The following is a 17402-nucleotide window of genomic DNA, read 5'->3' as shown; positions in this document are numbered from 1 at the left end:
GCCGGGGCGCCGGGTGGGCGCCCCGGCCGCCTCCGCGTCGGGGTGAGAGGAAGCCTCAGGTCACGTCGTCATAGCCGTTGACCCGTTCCGTGCCCGGCTGTTCGGGAAGTCCGGTGCGGCTGGCGGAGACGGTCTCGATCTCGCCGATGTCCTCGGGGGTGAGGTCGAGGTCGGAGGCCTCGTCGTCGTCCGGGCCCTCCGCCTCGCGGCGGCGCTTGCGCCGGTCGTTCGTCAGCGAGAAGGCAACCGCGCCGAAGTACAGGATCCAGATCGGTCCGGCGAGCGCCAGCATGGTCAGCGGGTCCGTACTGGGCGTCGCGATCGCCGCGAACACCGTGATGCCCATGATCATGCCGCGCCACCAGCCGGCCATGCGCTTGCCGGTGAGAATCCCGGTGAGATTGAGCATGATCAGCAGCAGCGGCAGCTCGAAGGAGAGACCGAAGACGAGCACCATACGCGTGACGAGGTCGAGCAGGTCGTCCAGCGGCAGCAGGTTGTCGACGCCGAACGGCGTGAACTCGATCAGCACCTTCGCGGTGGTGGGGAGCACCCGGTAGGCGAAGTAGGCGCCCCCGAGGAACAGCGGGACACCGGAGGCCACGAACGCGTACGCGTACTTCTTCTCGCTCTTGTGCAGACCCGGAGCGACGAACGCCCAGAGCTGGTAGAGCCAGATCGGCGAGGCGAGCACGACGCCGGCCATGAGCGACACCTTCAGCGCGAGCGTGAAGGGCGCGAGCAGGCCGTTGATCGTGATCTGCGCGCAGGGGTTGTCCCCCGCGCTCTGCTGCCTCGCCAGCTCGGAGAACGATGTCGGGCATCCGACCGAGTCGAGCACCGGCTTCGTGAAGAAGTTGATGATGTCGTTGTAGAAGAAGGCGGCCACGACCGTGACGATCACGATGGCCAGCATGGCCTTCGCGACCCGGTTGCGGAGCTCGCGGAGATGCTCCACGAGGGGCATCCGCCCCTCGGGATCCCTCTCCTTCTCCTTGTTGCGGGCAGACTTGAGCAACCCACGTCCTCATCTCGTGCGGCAGGCCGGAGGCATCCGGCCTTGCGTCAGCGTCAGCGCTTGGTCGTGTCCGTGGGCTCGGTGACCGGGCGCGCGCTCGTCACGTCACCGGGGGCGGCCTGGATGGTGCGCTGCACCGGGGGCTGCTCCTCGGTGTACGGCGGAGCCGCGGGGGCGGGTTCCTGACCCTCCGACTTCATCGCCTTGGCTTCGCTCTTCAGGATGCGCGCGGACTTGCCGAGCGAGCGCGCCATGTCCGGAAGCTTCTTCGCGCCGAACAGCAGGATGATGACGACGAGGATGAGAATGATCTCGGGGGCTCCGAGCCTTCCGAACATAAGTCTTTACCTTCTCACCGAGGCGGCTGGGTGGGGGTGCTGTCCGATCGTTCGGACAGGCGTCCGACCGTCGTGTTCACAGCGATCGTAACGCTCGGGGGTAAACCTGAGGCAATCCCTGTGCGTACTCCCGGTTTGCGGTCCGGGCCTCGTTTTCCGGCCGCGATCAGCAGCGTACCTGCCGACACCGACAAGGTGACAGGGCGAAGTCGCCCAAAACACATCAACCCGAGGACTCACAGGAGAGCCGTCGGACAGTCACAGTGCGTCCACAGAGCGTGCCGTGTGCGCGGCGGCCCGTTCGAGGTCCTCGGCGGCCCGGTTGATGCGCCGCGCCGAGTCCGTGACCTGCCTTCCCAGGCGCTGCGCCTCCAGGAAGACCCGGACGGCGAGCACCCCGAGAACGGCGAGTCCCAGGAACCCCACAGCGATCGCGAACATCGGCCAGAACATGGCGCCGAGCCTAGCCCCTCACCGGGCCCCGGCCGTGGGCCGCCCAGGGCCTCACGACGGCCCGGCCAGCCGCAGTGTCCTGACGCCGCCGCCGGTGAGCAGTTCGACCACGCGCTCGCCGGCCGGTTTGCGGACGGTCACGTCGCAGTCGGGGCAGGTGAAGGAGTAGAAGGTGGTACGGCTGGTGGCGCCGATGGCCAGGCGCAGGGCGCCCGCGGTGAGCTCGAAGTTGCCGCGGCAGTCCGGGCAGGCGGCCCGGAACACGACGGGGGCCACCCTTCTCATTCCGGCGAAGGCCGCGGCCACGGTCATGTCCCGGATACCTGACATCGGAGATCCTGACATCGGAGACTCGCTCAACGCCCCTGCTCCCGCCTGTCGTACAGCCCGTCCTCAACTCCGTGCGCCCCGGACGTCCGCGACCGCGTCCCATCGGCCTCCGGGGCGTCGTACGCCGCCAGCGCCTCCTGGGCGGCCTGCCGGGCGCTGTCCGCCAGGTCCTGCGGCGAGACGATGCGCCCGTCACGGCCGAGCCGCAGAGCCAGGCGCCGCAGCGACGCCGGATCGGGGGTGCGCAGGGTGATACGCAGCCCGCCGTCGGGAAGCTCATCCGCGCTGTCGTGCGGGTAGTACTCGGCGACCCAGCGCCCGCCGGGCCCGACCTCCACGACCACCTCGGGATCCTCGGCGGCGGGCTGCACCAGGCCCTCCGACAGGTCCCGCAGTTCTATCTCGGGCGGGGCGGCGGGTTCGTCCAGGATCCTGATCTCGGCGACCCGGTCGAGGCGGAAGGTACGACGCGCCTCGGAGCGCCGGCACCAGGCCTCCACGTAGGTGTGTCCGACGCTGACCAGGCGGATCGGGTCGATCTCCCGTTCGGTGAGCTCGTCGCGGGCGGGCGAGTAGTAGCGGATCCACAGACGACGGCGCTCGGAGATCGCCCGGTCGACGTCCGCGAAGACCCCGCCCTCGGACTCGAAGGTCACCGACAGCCGTGCGCTGGCCCCGGCGGCCTCGCCGGCCGCCGTCTCCACCTTTGCGGTGGCCCGCAGCAGCGCCTGCCGGTCGCCCTCGCGCAGCCCGGGCAGGGTGGACACCGCGCGGGCGGCGACCAGCAGTGCGGTCGCCTCGTCGGCGGCGAGTCTGAGCGGTTCGGCGGCCTCCTCACCGAGGGCGGCGGGGTTGTGCCACCAGATCCGCTCGCCGTCGGTGTCGATGTCGAGCAGGTCGCCGCCGCGGAAGCTGGTGCCGCACATGGGCAGCACGTCCAGGTCCGAGACCAGCTCGTCCTCGGTGATCCCGAACGCGCGGGCGACGTCGCCGACGCGCGCGCCGGGCCGCTCGCGCAGATACGTCACCAGGGACAGCATCCGCCGCGTCTGGTCGATGGCGTTCACGGGCCTGGCCGGTTTGCCTGCCACTTGTTTGTGCTCTCCCTCAGCCCTTGGCCACGGCGCGCAGCCGGTCCACCACGTCGGCACGCAGCTCGGCCGGTTCCAGGACCACCACGTCCGGCCCGAACTCCACCAGCCAGGCATCCAGCCCGTGCCCGTACGGAATCTCCAACTCGTCCCAGCCGTCGCCGAGTTCCCGCACCTGGGACGCCTTCGCCCGAAGGGGGTAGCCGGCGCTCGCCCGCAGCCGGATCAGCGCGGAACGGTCGGCGCTCTCCCCCGCCCAGCTGGCGACGGTCTCGCGGACCGTGACGACATCGGGCACATCGGCGGTGAACTTCGCGCTCCGACTGCGGACCTTGCCGGTGATCCTCGACAGCCTGAACACGCGTTCGGCGCCCCGGTCGCGGTCCCAGCCCGCCAGATACCAGTGCCCGCGCCAGCACTCCAGCGCCCACGGCTCCACCTGACGGGGCTCCGGGCGGGCGGCTGTGGCCTTGCGGTAGTCGAAGGCGACCGGGCGGCGGTCCCGGCAGGCCAGCATCAGCGGCTCGAAGGCGGCCTCGTGCACCGGAATACGCGGTTCCAGGGCGCCATGGGGCTCGTAGGGGTCGACATCCTCGGGCAGCCCGGCCGCACGCAGCTTCTGCAGCGCGCCGCTGGCCGCACCGGCGAGGCGGGCCTGCTGCCAGACCTTCGCGGCCAGGCCCAGGGCGGCGGCCTCCTCGGCGTCGAGGGTGATGGGCGGCAGCCGGTTGCTGTCACGGCCGGCGCGGTAGCCGACCTCACCGTCGAGGTTCTCCACCGTCTCGATGACGAGCCCGAGTTCGCGCAGATCGTCCTTGTCGCGCTCGAACATCCGGTTGAAGGAGTCGTCGCTGCCCGCTTCGAGGTAGGCCTCGATGGAGTCACGCAGCTCGCGCTTGCTCAGCGGCCTGCGCGTCCCGAGCAGGCACAGCGCCAGGTTCATCAGCCGCTCTGCCTTGGCAATGGCCATCGACGCCCTTCGTCTTCCCTATGGTGCTTACGACGGATGACCGTACCGCCCCGAAGTGGCGCGGCAAAAGCCGAGGGTCCATGCCCGGACAGGCATGGACCCCAAATGATCAAATCCGGTCGAACCCCGTACCTATTTCATACGACGATCCGACCCAATCCCGATCACATTCGACTGTCGTACGACGATCGGATCGGAGGTCAGACCGCGACCAGGTCCACCACGAAGATCAGCGTCTCGCCCGGCTTGATCGCCGGCGTGGGGCTCTGGTTGCCGTAGGCAAGGTGGGCCGGGATGGTCAGCTCACGCCGGCCGCCGACCTTCATGCCCTGGACACCCTGGTCCCAGCCCTTGATGACCCGGCCCCCGCCCAGCGGGAACTTGAACGGGGTACCCCGGTTCCAGCTGGCGTCGAACTCCTCGCCCGTGCTGAAGGAAACTCCCACGTAGTGGACGGTGACGTTCTGACCCGCCACCGCTTCGGCGCCGTCGCCCTCCCAGATGTCCTTGATCTGGAGATCCGCCGGGGGCTCGCCGCCGGGGAAGTCGATCTCGGGCTTCTCGATGCTCACTTCATCACTCCTTGTTACGTGACCTGCGTCGGGAACAGTCTCACAGACGAGCGCGCTCAGACGGTGCCGAGGATGTCCACCACGAAGACCAGCGTGTTCTTGGCCAGCTCACTGCTCGGGCTCGCGCCGTAGCCGAGGGAGGGCGGGATCACCAGCAGCACCCGGTCGCCCACGTTCTTGCCGACCAGGCCCTTGTCCCAGCCTGTCACCACCGAGCCGGTGCCGATCTGGAAGGCGGTGGCGCCACCGTGGTCCCAGGAGGAGTCGAACTTCTTCCCGTCCTCCCACTTGACCCCGGTGTACTGGGCGACGAGCCCCTGACCGGCCTCGACCTTCTTGCCGCTGCCCTTGATCAGCACCTGCTGCTCAAGACCTTTGGGAGCCTTGACGCCCTTGGGGATGGTGATGACCGCCGCCTTCTGCGACGGGGCCTCGACCTTGGGCAGGCCCGCCTCGGAGGCCGCCTGCTCGCCCTTGGCCTCGGCCTTGACGTCGATGGTGCCCGCACCGACCGTGTCGACCACCCACACCAGCACGTCCGTCGCGGCGAGCCCGGCGGACGTGTTCAGGTTCTGGCCGATCAGGTCACCCGCGGTGCCCTGCACCAGGATCCGGCTGCCGGGCTTCTTGCCCTTCACCGCATCGAGGATCTTCTCGGGCAGCTGCTGGCTCTGCTTGCCGACCTGCTCGACGGACTGCCTTCGGGCCGTCGCGCCGTCTGCCGCGGCGGCCCAGGTGCCACCGAGTTCCTCAGCGCCGCCCCACTTCTCAACGGTCCAGTCCAGCCGGACGAAGTCGGAGGCCTTGATCGGACTTCCGCTGCCCTCCGTAACCGTCTTGACCACGGTCTTCCCGGCCGGCTTATCGCCCTTGGGCACAGAGATCTCGGGCTTCTCCCCGACCTTCCCCTTGATCTCGGCGACGCCGCCCACCACCGCCTCGTCCTTCTTCTTGTCGTCCGATCCGCACGCGGCGGCGGTGAACAACAGGGCGGGAACGGCCAGCAGCGCGACCATGCGTCGTTTCGTGTTGTAGTTCATCAGTCCAACTGGGATCGGGGGCGGGGACAATCGCCGCCACTCTACGACCTACGCGCCCCCCGGCACGGAGCGGCACAGGACACGCCGTCGGACTGCACAGGGTCATGGCAGCGCGAGTAAACGCCGGTGCCCGGAGGCGCGAACGCCTCCGGGCACCGGGATCCCACACGGTCTACGCACCGGCCGACCAGCAGCCGGTCACATTCCGGCGATCAGTTTCTCCACCCGCTCGTCCACCGAACGGAACGGGTCCTTGCACAACACCGTGCGCTGCGCCTGGTCGTTGAGCTTCAGATGCACCCAGTCGACCGTGAAATCACGGCGCTGTTCCTGAGCCCGCCTGATGAAGTCACCGCGCAGCCGCGCCCTGGTGGTCTGCGGCGGAACCGACTTGCCCTCGAAGATCTTCAAGTCGTTGCAGATCCGCGCGGCTTGGTTCTTTCTCTCCAGCAGGTAGTAAAGACCCCGCCTGCGGTGAATGTCGTGATAGGCGAGGTCGATCTGGGCGACGCGCGGATGCGACATCGTCATGTTGTGCTTGGCCCGGTACCGCTCGATGAGCTGGTACTTCATCACCCAGTCGATCTCGGTGCCGATCCGGTCCAGATCCTCGGCCTCGATGGAGTCGAGCACCCGGCCCCACAGCTCCAGCACCTGAGCGACCGTGCCCGTGCGGATACCCCGCCGGTCGACGAAGTCCACGGCCTTCTCGTAGTACTCGCGCTGCACATCCAGCGCCGAGGCCTCCCGGCCGCTGGCCAGCCGCACCTTGCGGCGGCCCGTGATGTCATGGCTGACCTCGCGGATCGCCCGGATCGGGTTCTCCAGGGTCAGGTCCCGCATCACCGTGCCCGCCTCGATCATGCGCAGCACGAGGTCGGTGGCACCGACCTTGAGAAGCATCGTCGTCTCGGACATGTTCGAATCGCCGACGATGACATGCAGCCGGCGATAGCGCTCGGCGTCCGCGTGCGGTTCGTCACGCGTGTTGATGATCGGCCGGGACCGGGTCGTCGCCGAGGAGACGCCCTCCCAGATGTGCTCCGCCCGCTGGCTCACGCAGTACACGGCACCGCGCGGCGTCTGCAGCACCTTGCCCGCACCGCACAGAAGCTGACGGGTGACGAGGAACGGAATGAGGATGTCCGCGAGCCGGGAGAACTCCCCATGGCGGGCCACCAGATAGTTCTCGTGGCAACCGTACGAGTTGCCCGCCGAGTCCGTGTTGTTCTTGAAGAGGTAGACGTCGCCCGCGATTCCTTCCTCGTGCAGGCGTCGTTCGGCGTCCACCAGGAGTCCTTCGAGAATGCGCTCGCCGGCCTTGTCGTGAGTGACGAGTTCCGTCAGGTCGTCACATTCCGGTGTCGCGTATTCCGGATGTGACCCCACGTCAAGATAGAGGCGTGCGCCGTTTCGCAGAAAGACATTGCTGCTACGGCCCCATGACACGACACGGCGGAAGAGGTACCGAGCCACCTCGTCGGGAGACAGACGCCGCTGTCCCCTGAACGTACACGTGACGCCGTACTCGTTCTCCAGCCCGAAAATGCGGCGGTCCATGACTGAACATTACGCCCGATCCACCGAGCTGAAACGGGATCCGGCAGCACGGTTTGGATCATTTTCCGATGAGACCGCAACCACCGCACCCCCAACGGGAGCCGCCAGCACCCGCCCGGTGACCAGCAGAACCAGCAACGACACCGCCCCCGCGCCCCCCGGCACGACGAACCCCCACAGCGTTCCGCCCCACTCCACGACCGGCCCCGTGAGCCCCGTGCCCAGCGACGAACCCACGGTGAACGTCGTCACAAGCCAGGAGAAAGCCTCGGTGACCGTCCCCCGCGGAGCATGCCGGTCCACCAGCACGAACACACACGCGAGAGCCGGCGCCAGGAACACACCGGCGAGCACCATCAGCAACGTCATCGCGACCGCACCCGGCATCAGCGTCAACGGCAGATAACACACCGCCAGAAACCCCACCAGCACCGTCAACCGCCGCTCCGCCGGCCCACCCCACTGCCGCGCCCCGTACACCGACCCGCCCAGCAGCGCGCCCAGCCCGACCGCCGCCATCAGCCAGCCGTACACCGTGTCACCACCGTGCTCGTCCGCGTACGACACCGACGCCACCGTGATCGACCCCAGCGCGATCCCCACGAACAGGAACGCACCCAGCATCACCAGCAGCCCCGGCGACCGCAGCGCGCCCAGCCAGTGCGCCTCACGCGGCGCCGAACGCCACTCCCGCGAAGGCGGCGACAGCACCACGGAGAGCGCCCCCAGGACCCCGATCACGTTCAGCACGAGCAACGCAACCTGCGCCGACCACAGCGACGCGCACACCGTCACCAGCAACGGCCCCACCGTGAACAGGACTTCCTGCGCCACCGCGTCCATCGCGTACGCCGTGTGCACCTGCCCCTCCTTACGGAGGACAGAGGGCCACAGCGCCCGCAGACCGCCCTCCAGGGGCGGCGTGAACAGCCCGGCGACCGCCACCGCGGCATACGCGAACGGCAGCGGACCGGTGCCCGCGAACGCGAACGCCGCCATCCCGAACGCCGAAACGAGCGCGGACGACAACTGGACCCGAGGCTGCCCGTACAGGTCGACCAGCCGCCCCAGCAGCGGCTGTCCCACGGCATTGGCCACCCCGTAGGCCGCGGCGAGCCCGCCGGCGAGGCTGTAGGTGCCGCCCTCGGCCCGGACGAACAGCACGATCGCGATCGCCGCCGTGGCGTTCGGCAACCGGCCCACCAGGGTGCCCACGAGCAGCCGCGCCGCATGCCGTGCCCTGAGGATCTCCAGGTATCCCGCCGCCATGACCAGCCCTTCCCGTCAGCCGCGACGCCGGAAGTGTTACGTATAACGTCGCCCGTCATACGTACCATGTGCCCAGTCCACACGTCCACACATCCACCCGAAGGAGCAGGCCCACGGTGGCACGAGGCAGCACCCGACCCACCAGCCGTGACGTCGCCCGGGCCGCGGGCGTCTCCCAGGCCGCCGTCTCCCTCGTCCTCGGCGACAAATGGCGCGGTCGCGTCTCCGAGACCACCGCCGAACGCGTCCGCACCGCCGCCCGCGACCTCGGCTACCGCCCCAACCTCGCCGCCCGCAACCTACGCCTCGGCCACACCCGCACCGTCCTCCTCGTCGTCCCCGCCCTCACCACAGAGTTCTTCGCCGGCGTCTACACCGGAGCCGCCCGCATCGCCGCCGAACACGGCTTCGGCGTCGTCCTCTACCCCTCCCCCGAAGGCATCGGACCCGCCCGCGACCCCTTCCACTCCGCCCGGGCCGCCCTCGACGGCGTCCTCGCCTCCTCCATGGCCGCCGACGCCCTCACCGCCATCCGCGGCGACCAACTCCCCCTCGTCATGCTCGACAGCGACCCCCACGGCAGCCTCGGCGCCGCCACCGTCAACCTCGACATCGCCGACGGCGTACGCCAGGTCGCCGACCACCTCCTCGCCCTCGGCCACCGCCACTTCCTCCACCTCGCCGCCGACATCCCCTCCTGGACCTTCGCCGTACGCGCCCACGAACTCGCCACACGGCTCGCCACCGCCCGGGACACCCACGTACGCACCATCCACGCCCCCATCTCCATCGAAGGCGCCCAGCAGGCCACCACAGCCGCCCTCACCGGCCCCGGCCCCCACCCCACCGCCCTAGTCTGCGACGACGACAAACTCGCCGCCGGCGCCTACAAGGCCATCCGCCGCCTCGGCCTGCGCGTCCCCGACGACCTCTCCGTCACCGGCCTCGACGACCTCGCCCTCGCCACCGCCATCGACCCCGAACTCACCACAGTCCGGCTCGACGCCGAACTCTTCGGCGAACGCGGCATGCAGGCACTCCTCGCCGTACTCGACGGCCGCACCCCCACCCAGGGCGACATCCCCGTCCAACTCGTCGTACGAGGCTCCACAGCGCCGCCCCGCAGCCACCCCTGAACCCGCCAACGCCCGCACCCCGGCCGCCACAGGCAACCGGGGTGCGAAAAACAACAACACAAGGCGGAACACAACCGCCCGGCGGACTACTCCTCTTCGGCGCTCTCCGCCTCCGTGGTCGCCCCACCGGCCTCCAGCAACCGCCCCAGCTGACGACCGACGATCCGCTTGAACTTCCGCTTCTGCGGACGCGTACGGTCCAGCACCGCCACCTCCAGCCGCTCCGCCGGAATCTCCCGCTCGGTGCCGTTCGTATCGCGCGACAGAGCCTGAACCGCCAGCTTCAACGCCTCGGCCAAGGACATCCCGTCCTGATGACGCTGATCCAGATACGTGCTGATCTGCTCGGCATTACCACCGACCGCCACCGAACCATGCTCGTCGACGATCGAACCGTCATGCGGCAGCCGGTAGATCTGATCACCGTCGGCCGACTCACCGACCTCCGCGACAACCAACTCCACCTCGTACGGCTTCTCCGCCGCCGAAGAGAAGATCGTGCCCAGCGTCTGCGCGTACACGTTCGCCAGACCACGGGCCGTCACATCGGCACGGTCATACGTGTACCCGCGCATATCGGCATACCGCACACCACCGATCCGCAGGTTCTCGTACTCGTTGTACTTACCGGCGGCCGCGAAGCCGATCCGGTCATAGATCTCGCTGAACTTGTGCAGCGCACGGGACGGGTTCTCGCCGACGAACACGATGCCATCGGCATACTGCAGCACAACCAGGCTGCGACCACGGGCGATGCCTTTACGGGCATACTCCGCCCGGTCGGCCATCGCCTGCTGGGGTGAGACATAGAACGGCGTCGACACCGGATTAACCGTCCCTTTCTGTCGAAGTCACTGGACCACCTGAACAGCGAGAGGCACTACAGCAGCTCGGCACGCGGGCCGTCGGGCTGCTCCAGACGCCGCTCCAGAATCGAACGGGCGATCTCAGCACCCTCATCATCCGTCAGCCTGCGGAAACCGTCCTCGGTGATCACGGTGACAATCGGGTAGATCCGACGCGCGACATCGGGACCACCGGTCGCCGAGTCGTCGTCCGCCGCGTCGTACAACGCCTGGATGACCAGCGTCGTCGCGTCCGCCTCACTCAGATCACGGTGGTACAGCTTCTTCATCGCACCGCGCGCGAAGATCGACCCCGACCCCGTCGCGGCATAACCGTGCTCCTCGGAACGCCCACCCGTCACGTCGTACGAGAAGATGCGCCCCTTCCCCCGGTCCACATCGAACCCGGCGAACAACGGCACCACGGCAAGACCCTGCATGGCCATACCGAGGTTCGAACGAATCATGGTGGACAGCCGGTTCGCCTTGCCCTCCAGCGAGAGCTGCGCACCCTCCACCTTCTCGAAGTGCTCCAGTTCCAGCTGGAACAGCTTCACCATCTCCACGGCGAGACCGGCGGTGCCGGCGATGCCGACAGCCGAGTACTCGTCCGCCGGGAACACCTTCTCGATGTCCCGCTGCGCGATGACGTTCCCCATGGTCGCCCGCCGGTCACCGGCAAGAACCACACCACCCGGGAAGGTGACGGCCACGATGGTCGTGCCGTGGGGCGCCTCGATCGCACCCTGGGTGGGCGGCAACTGCCGCTTACCCGGGAGCATCTCGGGCTGATGGTCGGACAAGAAGTCCATGAAGGACGACGACCCGGGCGTCAGGAAGGCAGCCGGTAGACGCCCGGTGCTACGAGTGTTGGCTTCCACGCGTTTCCTTCCAGGTAATCGGCAGCTCGGTGCATCGCGTCAGGGTCATCCCTCAACAGGCCGAGGCCGGAATTGCAGTTGAAGCACACTACGCCTCGGACCCTACCCGTCTTGTGGCAGTGATCAACCTGGACAGCTGACGCTGCCAAACAGATACAGCAGACGCCCTTTTGAGAGGCGATCATCTCGTCACGCCCTGCTTCGGTGATGCCATACTTCCGACGGAGGTGGCCAGCTGGCCCGGCGGCCGCCTTGCAAGTCTTACAGCGGCTCGCCAGACCGTCGGGAGTACTGTTTCTTCGATGCCAGTCACTGTGCGGCTTGACCTCGTCGCAGCCCCGACAGTGCTTGGAGCCGGGCGGGACGGGCACCTTTGCTCGTACCAGGCGCCCTTTCGCCTCCTGGCGCTGCCGGTAGTACTCAGCAGAGCACTCCCGGCAGTACGCCTGGAGACCGTCACGCATGGACTTGTTGCTCGCGAAGACGGTTCGCGGCTTCTCCTTCTGACACCGCGAACATCGCTTCGATTCCTGCTCGTTTGCCACTCGCAAGCTCCCCCGCAGCCCTACCTTCGAATCGAAGGAAAAACGGGCTCACTGCCCACCTTTTTGCACAAATGAGCGAACGAAATCCTCGGCGTTCTCCTCAAGTACATCATCGATTTCGTCCAGGACAGAGTCCACGTCGTCGCTCAGCTTCTCCTGGCGCTCCTTGAGGTCTTCGGATACCTGTGCCTCAGGTGCCTCCTCGACCTCCTCGGTGCTGCGCGTCGCCTTCTGCTGTCCGCCGCCGGTGTCCTTGGTCGCCATAACCCTCACCCCGCTCGGTTCGACGTTCTTGATCAGACCCTACAAGCAGGGTCCGACATTGGCCCCGTTGTTGCCACAACGTCCGGGAACCACCTCGATGATTCCCGGACGCAGCACTTTCCACCCTGCCGGACCGCCTCGGCCCAGAGGCCCGCTCAGTGCCCCGACAGGACCCTGACCAGGTCTTCTGCCGTGCGGCAGCGGTCCAGGAGCTCTTTCACGTGATTACGCGTTCCGCGAAGCGGCTCCAGGGTTGGGACGCGTTGGAGCGAGTCCCTGCCCGGCAGATCGAAGATCACGGAGTCCCAGGAGGCCGCGGCGACGTCGTCCGCGTACTGCTCCAGGCAGCGTCCGCGGAAGTAGGCGCGCGTGTCCTCCGGAGGCTTCGTGCGGGCCCGCTCGACCTCGTCCTCGTCCAGCAGGCGCTTGATGCGTCCACGGGCCACGAGGCGGTTGTAGAGGCCCTTCTCGGCCCGTACGTCGGCGTACTGGAGGTCGACCAGGTGCAGCCGGGCGGCGTCCCAGTCGAGGTCGTCGCGGCGCCGGTAGCCCTCCATGAGTTCCCGCTTGGCGACCCAGTCGAGCTCGCCGGCGAGGCTCATGGGGTCGTTCTCCAGGCGGTTCAGGGTGTCTTCCCAGCGGACCAGGACGTCCTTGGTCTGGTCGTCGGCGTCGGCCCCGTACCGCTCCTCCACGTACTTGCGCGCGAGTTCGAAGTACTCCATCTGAAGCTGTACGGCGGTCAGTGTGCGTCCGCTGCGGAGCTTGACGAGGCGCTTGAGTGTCGGGTCGTGGGAGACCTGGTGGAGGGTGCGTACGGGCTGGTCGACGGCCAGGTCGACAGCGATGAAGCCGTCCTCGATCATGGACAGGACGAGGGCCGTGGTGCCCAGTTTCAGGTAGGTCGAGATCTCGGAGAGGTTCGCGTCACCGATGATCACGTGGAGGCGGCGGTACTTCTCCGCGTCCGCGTGGGGCTCGTCCCGGGTGTTGATGATCGGGCGCTTGAGGGTGGTCTCCAGGCCGACCTCGACCTCGAAGTAGTCCGCGCGCTGGCTGAGCTGGAAGCCGTGTTCGTGGCCGTCCTGGCCGATGCCGACGCGTCCGGCGCCGGTGACGACCTGGCGGGAGACGAAGAACGGCGTGAGGTGGCGCACGATGTCCGAGAAGGGGGTCTCCCGCTTCATCAGGTAGTTCTCGTGCGTGCCGTAGGAGGCGCCCTTGTTGTCGGTGTTGTTCTTGTAGAGGTGGATCGGCTGGGCGCCGGGGAGCTGTGCGGCGCGTTCGGCTGCTTCGGCCATGATGCGTTCGCCGGCCTTGTCCCAGAGGACGGCGTCGCGGGGGTTGGTGACTTCGGGGGCGCTGTACTCGGGGTGTGCGTGGTCGACGTACAGCCGCGCGCCGTTGGTGAGGATGACGTTGGCCAGGCCGATGTCCTCGTCGGTGAGCTGGCTGGAGTCGGCGACCTCGCGGGCGAGGTCGAAGCCTCGCGCGTCGCGCAGCGGGTTCTCCTCCTCGAAGTCCCAGCGGGCCCTGCGGGCCCGGTGCATCGCCGCCGCGTAGGCGTTGACGATCTGGGACGAGGTGAGCATGGCATTGGCGTTGGGGTGGCCGGGGACGGAGATCCCGTACTCCGTCTCGATGCCCATTACTCGCCGTACGGTCATGCGGCCCTCCTTGCCCGGCGGCGTCCTCGGTCGGGGACGCCGCTCAAGTACCGGTGGTGCTCCGGTGCGTGTGCGGTGCCCGTCCCCGCACTGCGCGACTCGGCGGTACGGAAGAGCCTAGAACGCCTTTGCGCTGGTGGGGAGATCATTTGCGTCATTGCCTCGCTCCGGCTGTGGCCTGAAAAACAGTTGGCTGCGGGTACCCGGTGAGGGCACCCGCAGCCACCCCGTTTTTTACAGGTACTGACCGGTGTTGGCCACCGTGTCGATGGAGCGTCCGGTGTCCGCGCCCTGTTTGCCGGTGATGAGCGTACGGATGTAGACGATCCGTTCGCCCTTCTTTCCGGAGATCCGGGCCCAGTCGTCGGGGTTGGTGGTGTTGGGGAGGTCCTCGTTCTCCTTGAACTCGTCCACACAGGCCTGGAGGAGGTGGGAGACGCGGATGCCCTTCTGCTTCTTGTCGAGGAAGTCCTTGATCGCCATTTTCTTCGCGCGGCCGACGATGTTCTCGATCATGGCGCCGGAGTTGAAGTCCTTGAAGTAGAGGACTTCCTTGTCACCGTTGGCGTAGGTGACCTCCAGGAAGCGGTTCTCGTCGGATTCCGTGTACATGTGTTCCACGGCCGTCTGAATCATGCTCTGGACGGTGACGGCCCTGTCGCCGCCGTGCTCACCCAGGTCGTCGGGGTGGAGCGGGAGGCGCGTGGTGAGGTACTTCTGGAAGATGTCCTTGGCCGATTCGGCGTCCGGGCGTTCGATCTTGATCTTCACGTCGAGGCGGCCGGGGCGCAGGATGGCGGGGTCGATCATGTCCTCGCGGTTGGAGGCACCGATCACGACCACGTTCTGCAGGCCTTCCACGCCGTCGATCTCGGCGAGCAGCTGCGGGACGATGGTGTTCTCCACGTCCGAGCTGACACCGGATCCGCGGGTGCGGAAGAGGGATTCCATCTCGTCGAAGAAGACGATGACGGGTGTGCCCTCGCTGGCCTTCTCCCTGGCACGCTGGAAGACGAGGCGGATCTGCCGCTCGGTCTCACCGACGTACTTGTTGAGGAGTTCGGGGCCCTTGATGTTGAGGAAGAAGCTCTTGCCGGTGGCCTGTCCGGTGACCTCGGCGACCTTTTTGGCCAGCGAGTTGGCGACGGCCTTGGCGATGAGCGTCTTTCCGCATCCGGGGGGCCCGTACAGCAGGACGCCCTTGGGCGGCCTGAGTTCGTGCTCCTTGAAGAGGTCGGGATGGAGATACGGGAGTTCGACCGCGTCGCGGATCATTTCGATCTGGTTGCCCAGGCCGCCGATCTGCTCGTAGCCGATGTCGGGGACTTCTTCGAGGACGAGTTCCTCGACCTCGCTCTTCGGTACGACTTCGTAGACGTACCCGGAGCGGGGTTCGAGCAGGAGGGCGTCGCCGGGGCGGATGACGACGTCCAGGAGCGGCTCGGCGAGCCGTACCACCCGTTCCTCGTCGGTGTGCCCCTGTACCAGGGCGCGCTCGCCGTCCTCGAGGATCTCCTTGAGGGTGACGATGTCGCCGACGCTCTCGTACTCCATGGCCTCGACCACGTTGAGAGCTTCGTTGAGCATCACTTCCTGGCCGCGTCGGAGCTCTTCGAGCTCGACGCTGGGGCTGACGTTCACGCGGAGTTTGCGGCCTCCGGTGAAGATGTCGGCCGTGTCGTCCTCGTTGGCCACGAGGAAGACACCGAAGCCTGCCGGGGGCTGTGCCAGCCGGTCGACTTCCTCCTTGAGGGCCACGATCTGGTCGCGGGCCTCGCGGAGTGTGTTGGCGAGCCGCTCGTTCTGTGCGGACACGCCGGCCAGATTGGTCTGCAGTTCGACGATCCGCTCTTCGAGAATCCTCGTGTGTCGCGGAGAGTCGGCGAGCTTGCGCCGCAGGACGGCGATCTCCTGCTCAAGATAGGCAATCTGCCCGGACGGGTCGTCGGACCCTCGTCCCGGGCGGATGCCGCGGTTCATGTCGTCGTCGTGGGCTGCCACGGTCCTCACCTCCTCCAAGGGGAGCTGGACGCTTCCAGACCCTACCTGGGTGGGTGTCGATTGAAACCCCTAGATCACAAAGACTCTCGAGGTGTGTCCGATCTTCACCCTTGCGCTCTCCCTCACGCCAGGGGAATACCCACAGAACATGATTGGGAAGCGGCCGGAGGTAGGGTCGAAGTGTTCAACACCCGTCAGAGCTGGGCCGACTTGCCGTCGGATTGTCTTGCTCGGGACAGAAACGGCAGGAGATGTGACCGTGCAGGAGGAGGCCGTGGCCGGCGGTGAGGCGTTGGAGGTCTGGATCGACCAGGACCTGTGCACGGGGGACGGAATCTGCGTCCAGTACGCGCCGGAGGTGTTCGAGCTGGACATCGACGGGCTGGCGTACGTGAAGAGCCCGGGGGACGAGTTGTTGCAGGCCCCGGGGGCGACGACGCCGGTGCCGCTGCCGTTGCTGACGGATGTGGTGGACTCCGCGAAGGAGTGTCCGGGCGACTGTATTCACGTACGTCGGGTTTCGGACAGGGTCGAGGTTTTCGGCCCGGACGCGGAGTGACGGTCCGACCACTCCACGCCACTGTTGGCTGATTTCGCGTGTTCGGCGTTGTCTGGTTTCTCACAGGGTCGCGGTCGTACGTACGTCCCATGATTGCCGGTCGATCAATTGTTCCCGCGCGTCATGCGCTCTGCGCGCCGGCGGGTGTCGAGCGGAGGAACGCGCCGTTCTTCCACTGCCACTTGGCGCGCTCGTCGACGTCGGGGCAGCACCGGGGGATGTCGAGGGACGAGTAGCCGAGGAGGGTGGCCGTGACGGCGCCGTCGCTGATTTTCAGGTCGGTGACGGTGAGGCGGTCCTTGGGGTCGACGAGGGTCGCGACGATGCGCGGGTGCCCGGCGTCGGCGGCCCGGGTGAGGACGTAGACACCGTTGGGCGGGGTGCCGGAGCCGGCGTCGCAGCGGACGGAAGCGACCGTTTCGGGTCTGCCGTCGCCGTCGAGGTCTCCGGTGGCCCTGTTCTGCACGAGGGTCGGGAGCGGGCCGCACTGGAGGGGGAAGTCGATTCCGGTGGGGTCGGGGGGTGCTATGGCCGCGGCGGGTCTGCCTGCGGGACCGGCTGCCTGGGCCGCGGTGGCGGAGCCCGGCTGAAAGGCCGAGGAGAGGGCGACCACACCGGCGAGAGCGGTGGCGGTGGCGAGCCAGTGGATGGGGCGGGTGTGCGTGTGTGCCAGTTCCGGGACGGCGGATTGCTGCACTCGGAGTGTCTCCCGTGGAGGGCTGTGCCGGTGGGGTGTCCCGCATAGTGCCACACGTCACAGTGCGGGGGAACGGCGGGGTCAGAGGTGTTCGGTGTCGGCATCGGTGCCGTTGTGGCGTCAACGGGAAAGCGTTGTGGCCGGGTTCCCGGCGTGCTGCGGGAAC

19 protein-coding genes are annotated in these 17402 nt (G+C 67.6%); 2 read left to right on the top strand and 17 right to left on the bottom strand.

All coding sequences use genetic code 11. From position 1 onward, the window contains the following. Positions 1 to 55 precede the first annotated feature (55 nt). The 10 genes from tatC to ACW4TU_RS36850 all read right to left on the bottom strand — a co-directional run bounded on the left by tatC (position 56) and on the right by ACW4TU_RS36850 (position 8641). Positions 56 to 1018 (bottom strand): twin-arginine translocase subunit TatC, encoded by a 963-nt coding sequence (tatC, locus tag ACW4TU_RS36895; protein ID WP_457420520.1) that lies wholly within the window; start codon positions 1016 to 1018, stop codon positions 56 to 58. A gap of 53 nt (positions 1019 to 1071) precedes the next feature. Further along, positions 1072 to 1356 (bottom strand): Sec-independent protein translocase subunit TatA, encoded by a 285-nt coding sequence (gene tatA, locus ACW4TU_RS36890; RefSeq protein ID WP_329279193.1) that lies wholly within the window; start codon positions 1354 to 1356, stop codon positions 1072 to 1074. Positions 1357 to 1614: 258 nt separating this feature from the next. Further along, positions 1615 to 1809, bottom strand: coding sequence for a hypothetical protein (locus ACW4TU_RS36885; protein ID WP_330292221.1), 195 nt, complete (start codon positions 1807 to 1809; stop codon positions 1615 to 1617). A gap of 51 nt (positions 1810 to 1860) precedes the next feature. Next, a complete protein-coding gene (locus ACW4TU_RS36880; protein WP_457420517.1) occupies positions 1861 to 2154 on the bottom strand; it encodes a hypothetical protein in 294 nt (97 codons plus the stop codon). Between the two features lie 11 nt (positions 2155 to 2165). Further along, on the bottom strand, positions 2166 to 3230 hold the full coding sequence (locus ACW4TU_RS36875; protein ID WP_457420515.1) for a helix-turn-helix transcriptional regulator: 1065 nt from the start codon (positions 3228 to 3230) through the stop codon (positions 2166 to 2168). 16 nt (positions 3231 to 3246) lie between these two features. Next, entirely contained in the window at positions 3247 to 4200 is a 954-nt protein-coding gene (locus tag ACW4TU_RS36870; RefSeq protein WP_457420513.1) for a helix-turn-helix transcriptional regulator, read from the bottom strand. Positions 4201 to 4400: 200 nt separating this feature from the next. After that, complete coding sequence (locus ACW4TU_RS36865; protein ID WP_457420511.1) at positions 4401 to 4772, bottom strand: FKBP-type peptidyl-prolyl cis-trans isomerase; 372 nt, start codon at positions 4770 to 4772, stop codon at positions 4401 to 4403. 56 nt (positions 4773 to 4828) lie between these two features. Then, positions 4829 to 5812 (bottom strand): FKBP-type peptidyl-prolyl cis-trans isomerase, encoded by a 984-nt coding sequence (locus ACW4TU_RS36860; RefSeq protein ID WP_457420509.1) that lies wholly within the window; start codon positions 5810 to 5812, stop codon positions 4829 to 4831. A gap of 198 nt (positions 5813 to 6010) precedes the next feature. After that, the gene (pafA, locus tag ACW4TU_RS36855; protein WP_329279181.1) at positions 6011 to 7372 is read right to left on the bottom strand and encodes a Pup--protein ligase; all 1362 of its coding nucleotides are present in this window, start codon (positions 7370 to 7372) and stop codon (positions 6011 to 6013) included. Between the two features lie 9 nt (positions 7373 to 7381). After that, positions 7382 to 8641, bottom strand: coding sequence for an MFS transporter (locus ACW4TU_RS36850; protein WP_457420507.1), 1260 nt, complete (start codon positions 8639 to 8641; stop codon positions 7382 to 7384). 116 nt (positions 8642 to 8757) lie between these two features. Here ACW4TU_RS36850 and ACW4TU_RS36845 point away from each other — a divergent pair, with 116 nt between their 5' ends. Then, entirely contained in the window at positions 8758 to 9777 is a 1020-nt protein-coding gene (locus ACW4TU_RS36845; protein ID WP_457420505.1) for a LacI family DNA-binding transcriptional regulator, read from the top strand. Positions 9778 to 9863: 86 nt separating this feature from the next. Here ACW4TU_RS36845 and prcA read toward each other — a convergent pair whose 3' ends face one another. The 6 genes from prcA to arc all read right to left on the bottom strand — a co-directional run bounded on the left by prcA (position 9864) and on the right by arc (position 15980). Continuing rightward, positions 9864 to 10601, bottom strand: coding sequence for a proteasome subunit alpha (prcA, locus tag ACW4TU_RS36840; RefSeq protein WP_457420503.1), 738 nt, complete (start codon positions 10599 to 10601; stop codon positions 9864 to 9866). A gap of 56 nt (positions 10602 to 10657) precedes the next feature. Next, positions 10658 to 11503, bottom strand: a complete 846-nt coding sequence (gene prcB / locus ACW4TU_RS36835) for a proteasome subunit beta (RefSeq protein WP_329279173.1) — start codon at positions 11501 to 11503, stop codon at positions 10658 to 10660. Next, a complete protein-coding gene (locus tag ACW4TU_RS36830) occupies positions 11455 to 11688 on the bottom strand; it encodes an endonuclease VII domain-containing protein (RefSeq protein WP_457430506.1) in 234 nt (77 codons plus the stop codon). Before ACW4TU_RS36830 ends, prcB begins: the two co-directional genes overlap by 49 nt. A gap of 408 nt (positions 11689 to 12096) precedes the next feature. After that, the gene (locus ACW4TU_RS36825; RefSeq protein WP_161064777.1) at positions 12097 to 12312 is read right to left on the bottom strand and encodes a ubiquitin-like protein Pup; all 216 of its coding nucleotides are present in this window, start codon (positions 12310 to 12312) and stop codon (positions 12097 to 12099) included. Positions 12313 to 12467: 155 nt separating this feature from the next. Then, positions 12468 to 13979, bottom strand: a complete 1512-nt coding sequence (gene dop / locus ACW4TU_RS36820; RefSeq protein WP_457420500.1) for a depupylase/deamidase Dop — start codon at positions 13977 to 13979, stop codon at positions 12468 to 12470. Between the two features lie 234 nt (positions 13980 to 14213). Further along, entirely contained in the window at positions 14214 to 15980 is a 1767-nt protein-coding gene (gene arc, locus ACW4TU_RS36815) for a proteasome ATPase (protein ID WP_457420498.1), read from the bottom strand. A 253-nt stretch (positions 15981 to 16233) separates the two neighbouring features. Between arc and ACW4TU_RS36810 the strand changes: the two genes are divergently transcribed. Next, on the top strand, positions 16234 to 16539 hold the full coding sequence (locus ACW4TU_RS36810) for a ferredoxin (RefSeq protein WP_457420496.1): 306 nt from the start codon (positions 16234 to 16236) through the stop codon (positions 16537 to 16539). A gap of 121 nt (positions 16540 to 16660) precedes the next feature. Here the strand turns inward: ACW4TU_RS36810 and ACW4TU_RS36805 are convergent, their stop codons facing one another. Beyond that, complete coding sequence (locus ACW4TU_RS36805; RefSeq protein WP_457420494.1) at positions 16661 to 17236, bottom strand: hypothetical protein; 576 nt, start codon at positions 17234 to 17236, stop codon at positions 16661 to 16663. Positions 17237 to 17402: the final 166 nt, after the last annotated feature.

This window comes from Streptomyces kryoterrae, assembly GCF_054072135.1.
Note: the sequence above shows the minus strand (reverse complement) of the source record. Positions and strands in the feature narration are given on the sequence as shown.

What these genes read in the sequence shown, in the direction of transcription:
- pafA (WP_329279181.1), bottom strand. Translation starts at nt 7,372, where the DNA reads ATGGACCGCCGCATTTTCGGGCTGGAGAACGAGTACGGCGTCACGTGT.
- dop (WP_457420500.1), bottom strand. Translation starts at nt 13,979, where the DNA reads ATGACCGTACGGCGAGTAATGGGCATCGAGACGGAGTACGGGATCTCC.
- ACW4TU_RS36830 (WP_457430506.1), bottom strand. Translation starts at nt 11,688, where the DNA reads ATGATCGCCTCTCAAAAGGGCGTCTGCTGTATCTGTTTGGCAGCGTCA.
- ACW4TU_RS36870 (WP_457420513.1), bottom strand. Translation starts at nt 4,200, where the DNA reads ATGGCCATTGCCAAGGCAGAGCGGCTGATGAACCTGGCGCTGTGCCTG.
- ACW4TU_RS36880 (WP_457420517.1), bottom strand. Translation starts at nt 2,154, where the DNA reads ATGTCAGGATCTCCGATGTCAGGTATCCGGGACATGACCGTGGCCGCG.
- ACW4TU_RS36860 (WP_457420509.1), bottom strand. Translation starts at nt 5,812, where the DNA reads ATGAACTACAACACGAAACGACGCATGGTCGCGCTGCTGGCCGTTCCC.
- ACW4TU_RS36825 (WP_161064777.1), bottom strand. Translation starts at nt 12,312, where the DNA reads ATGGCGACCAAGGACACCGGCGGCGGACAGCAGAAGGCGACGCGCAGC.
- ACW4TU_RS36850 (WP_457420507.1), bottom strand. Translation starts at nt 8,641, where the DNA reads ATGGCGGCGGGATACCTGGAGATCCTCAGGGCACGGCATGCGGCGCGG.
- ACW4TU_RS36885 (WP_330292221.1), bottom strand. Translation starts at nt 1,809, where the DNA reads ATGTTCTGGCCGATGTTCGCGATCGCTGTGGGGTTCCTGGGACTCGCC.
- tatA (WP_329279193.1), bottom strand. Translation starts at nt 1,356, where the DNA reads ATGTTCGGAAGGCTCGGAGCCCCCGAGATCATTCTCATCCTCGTCGTC.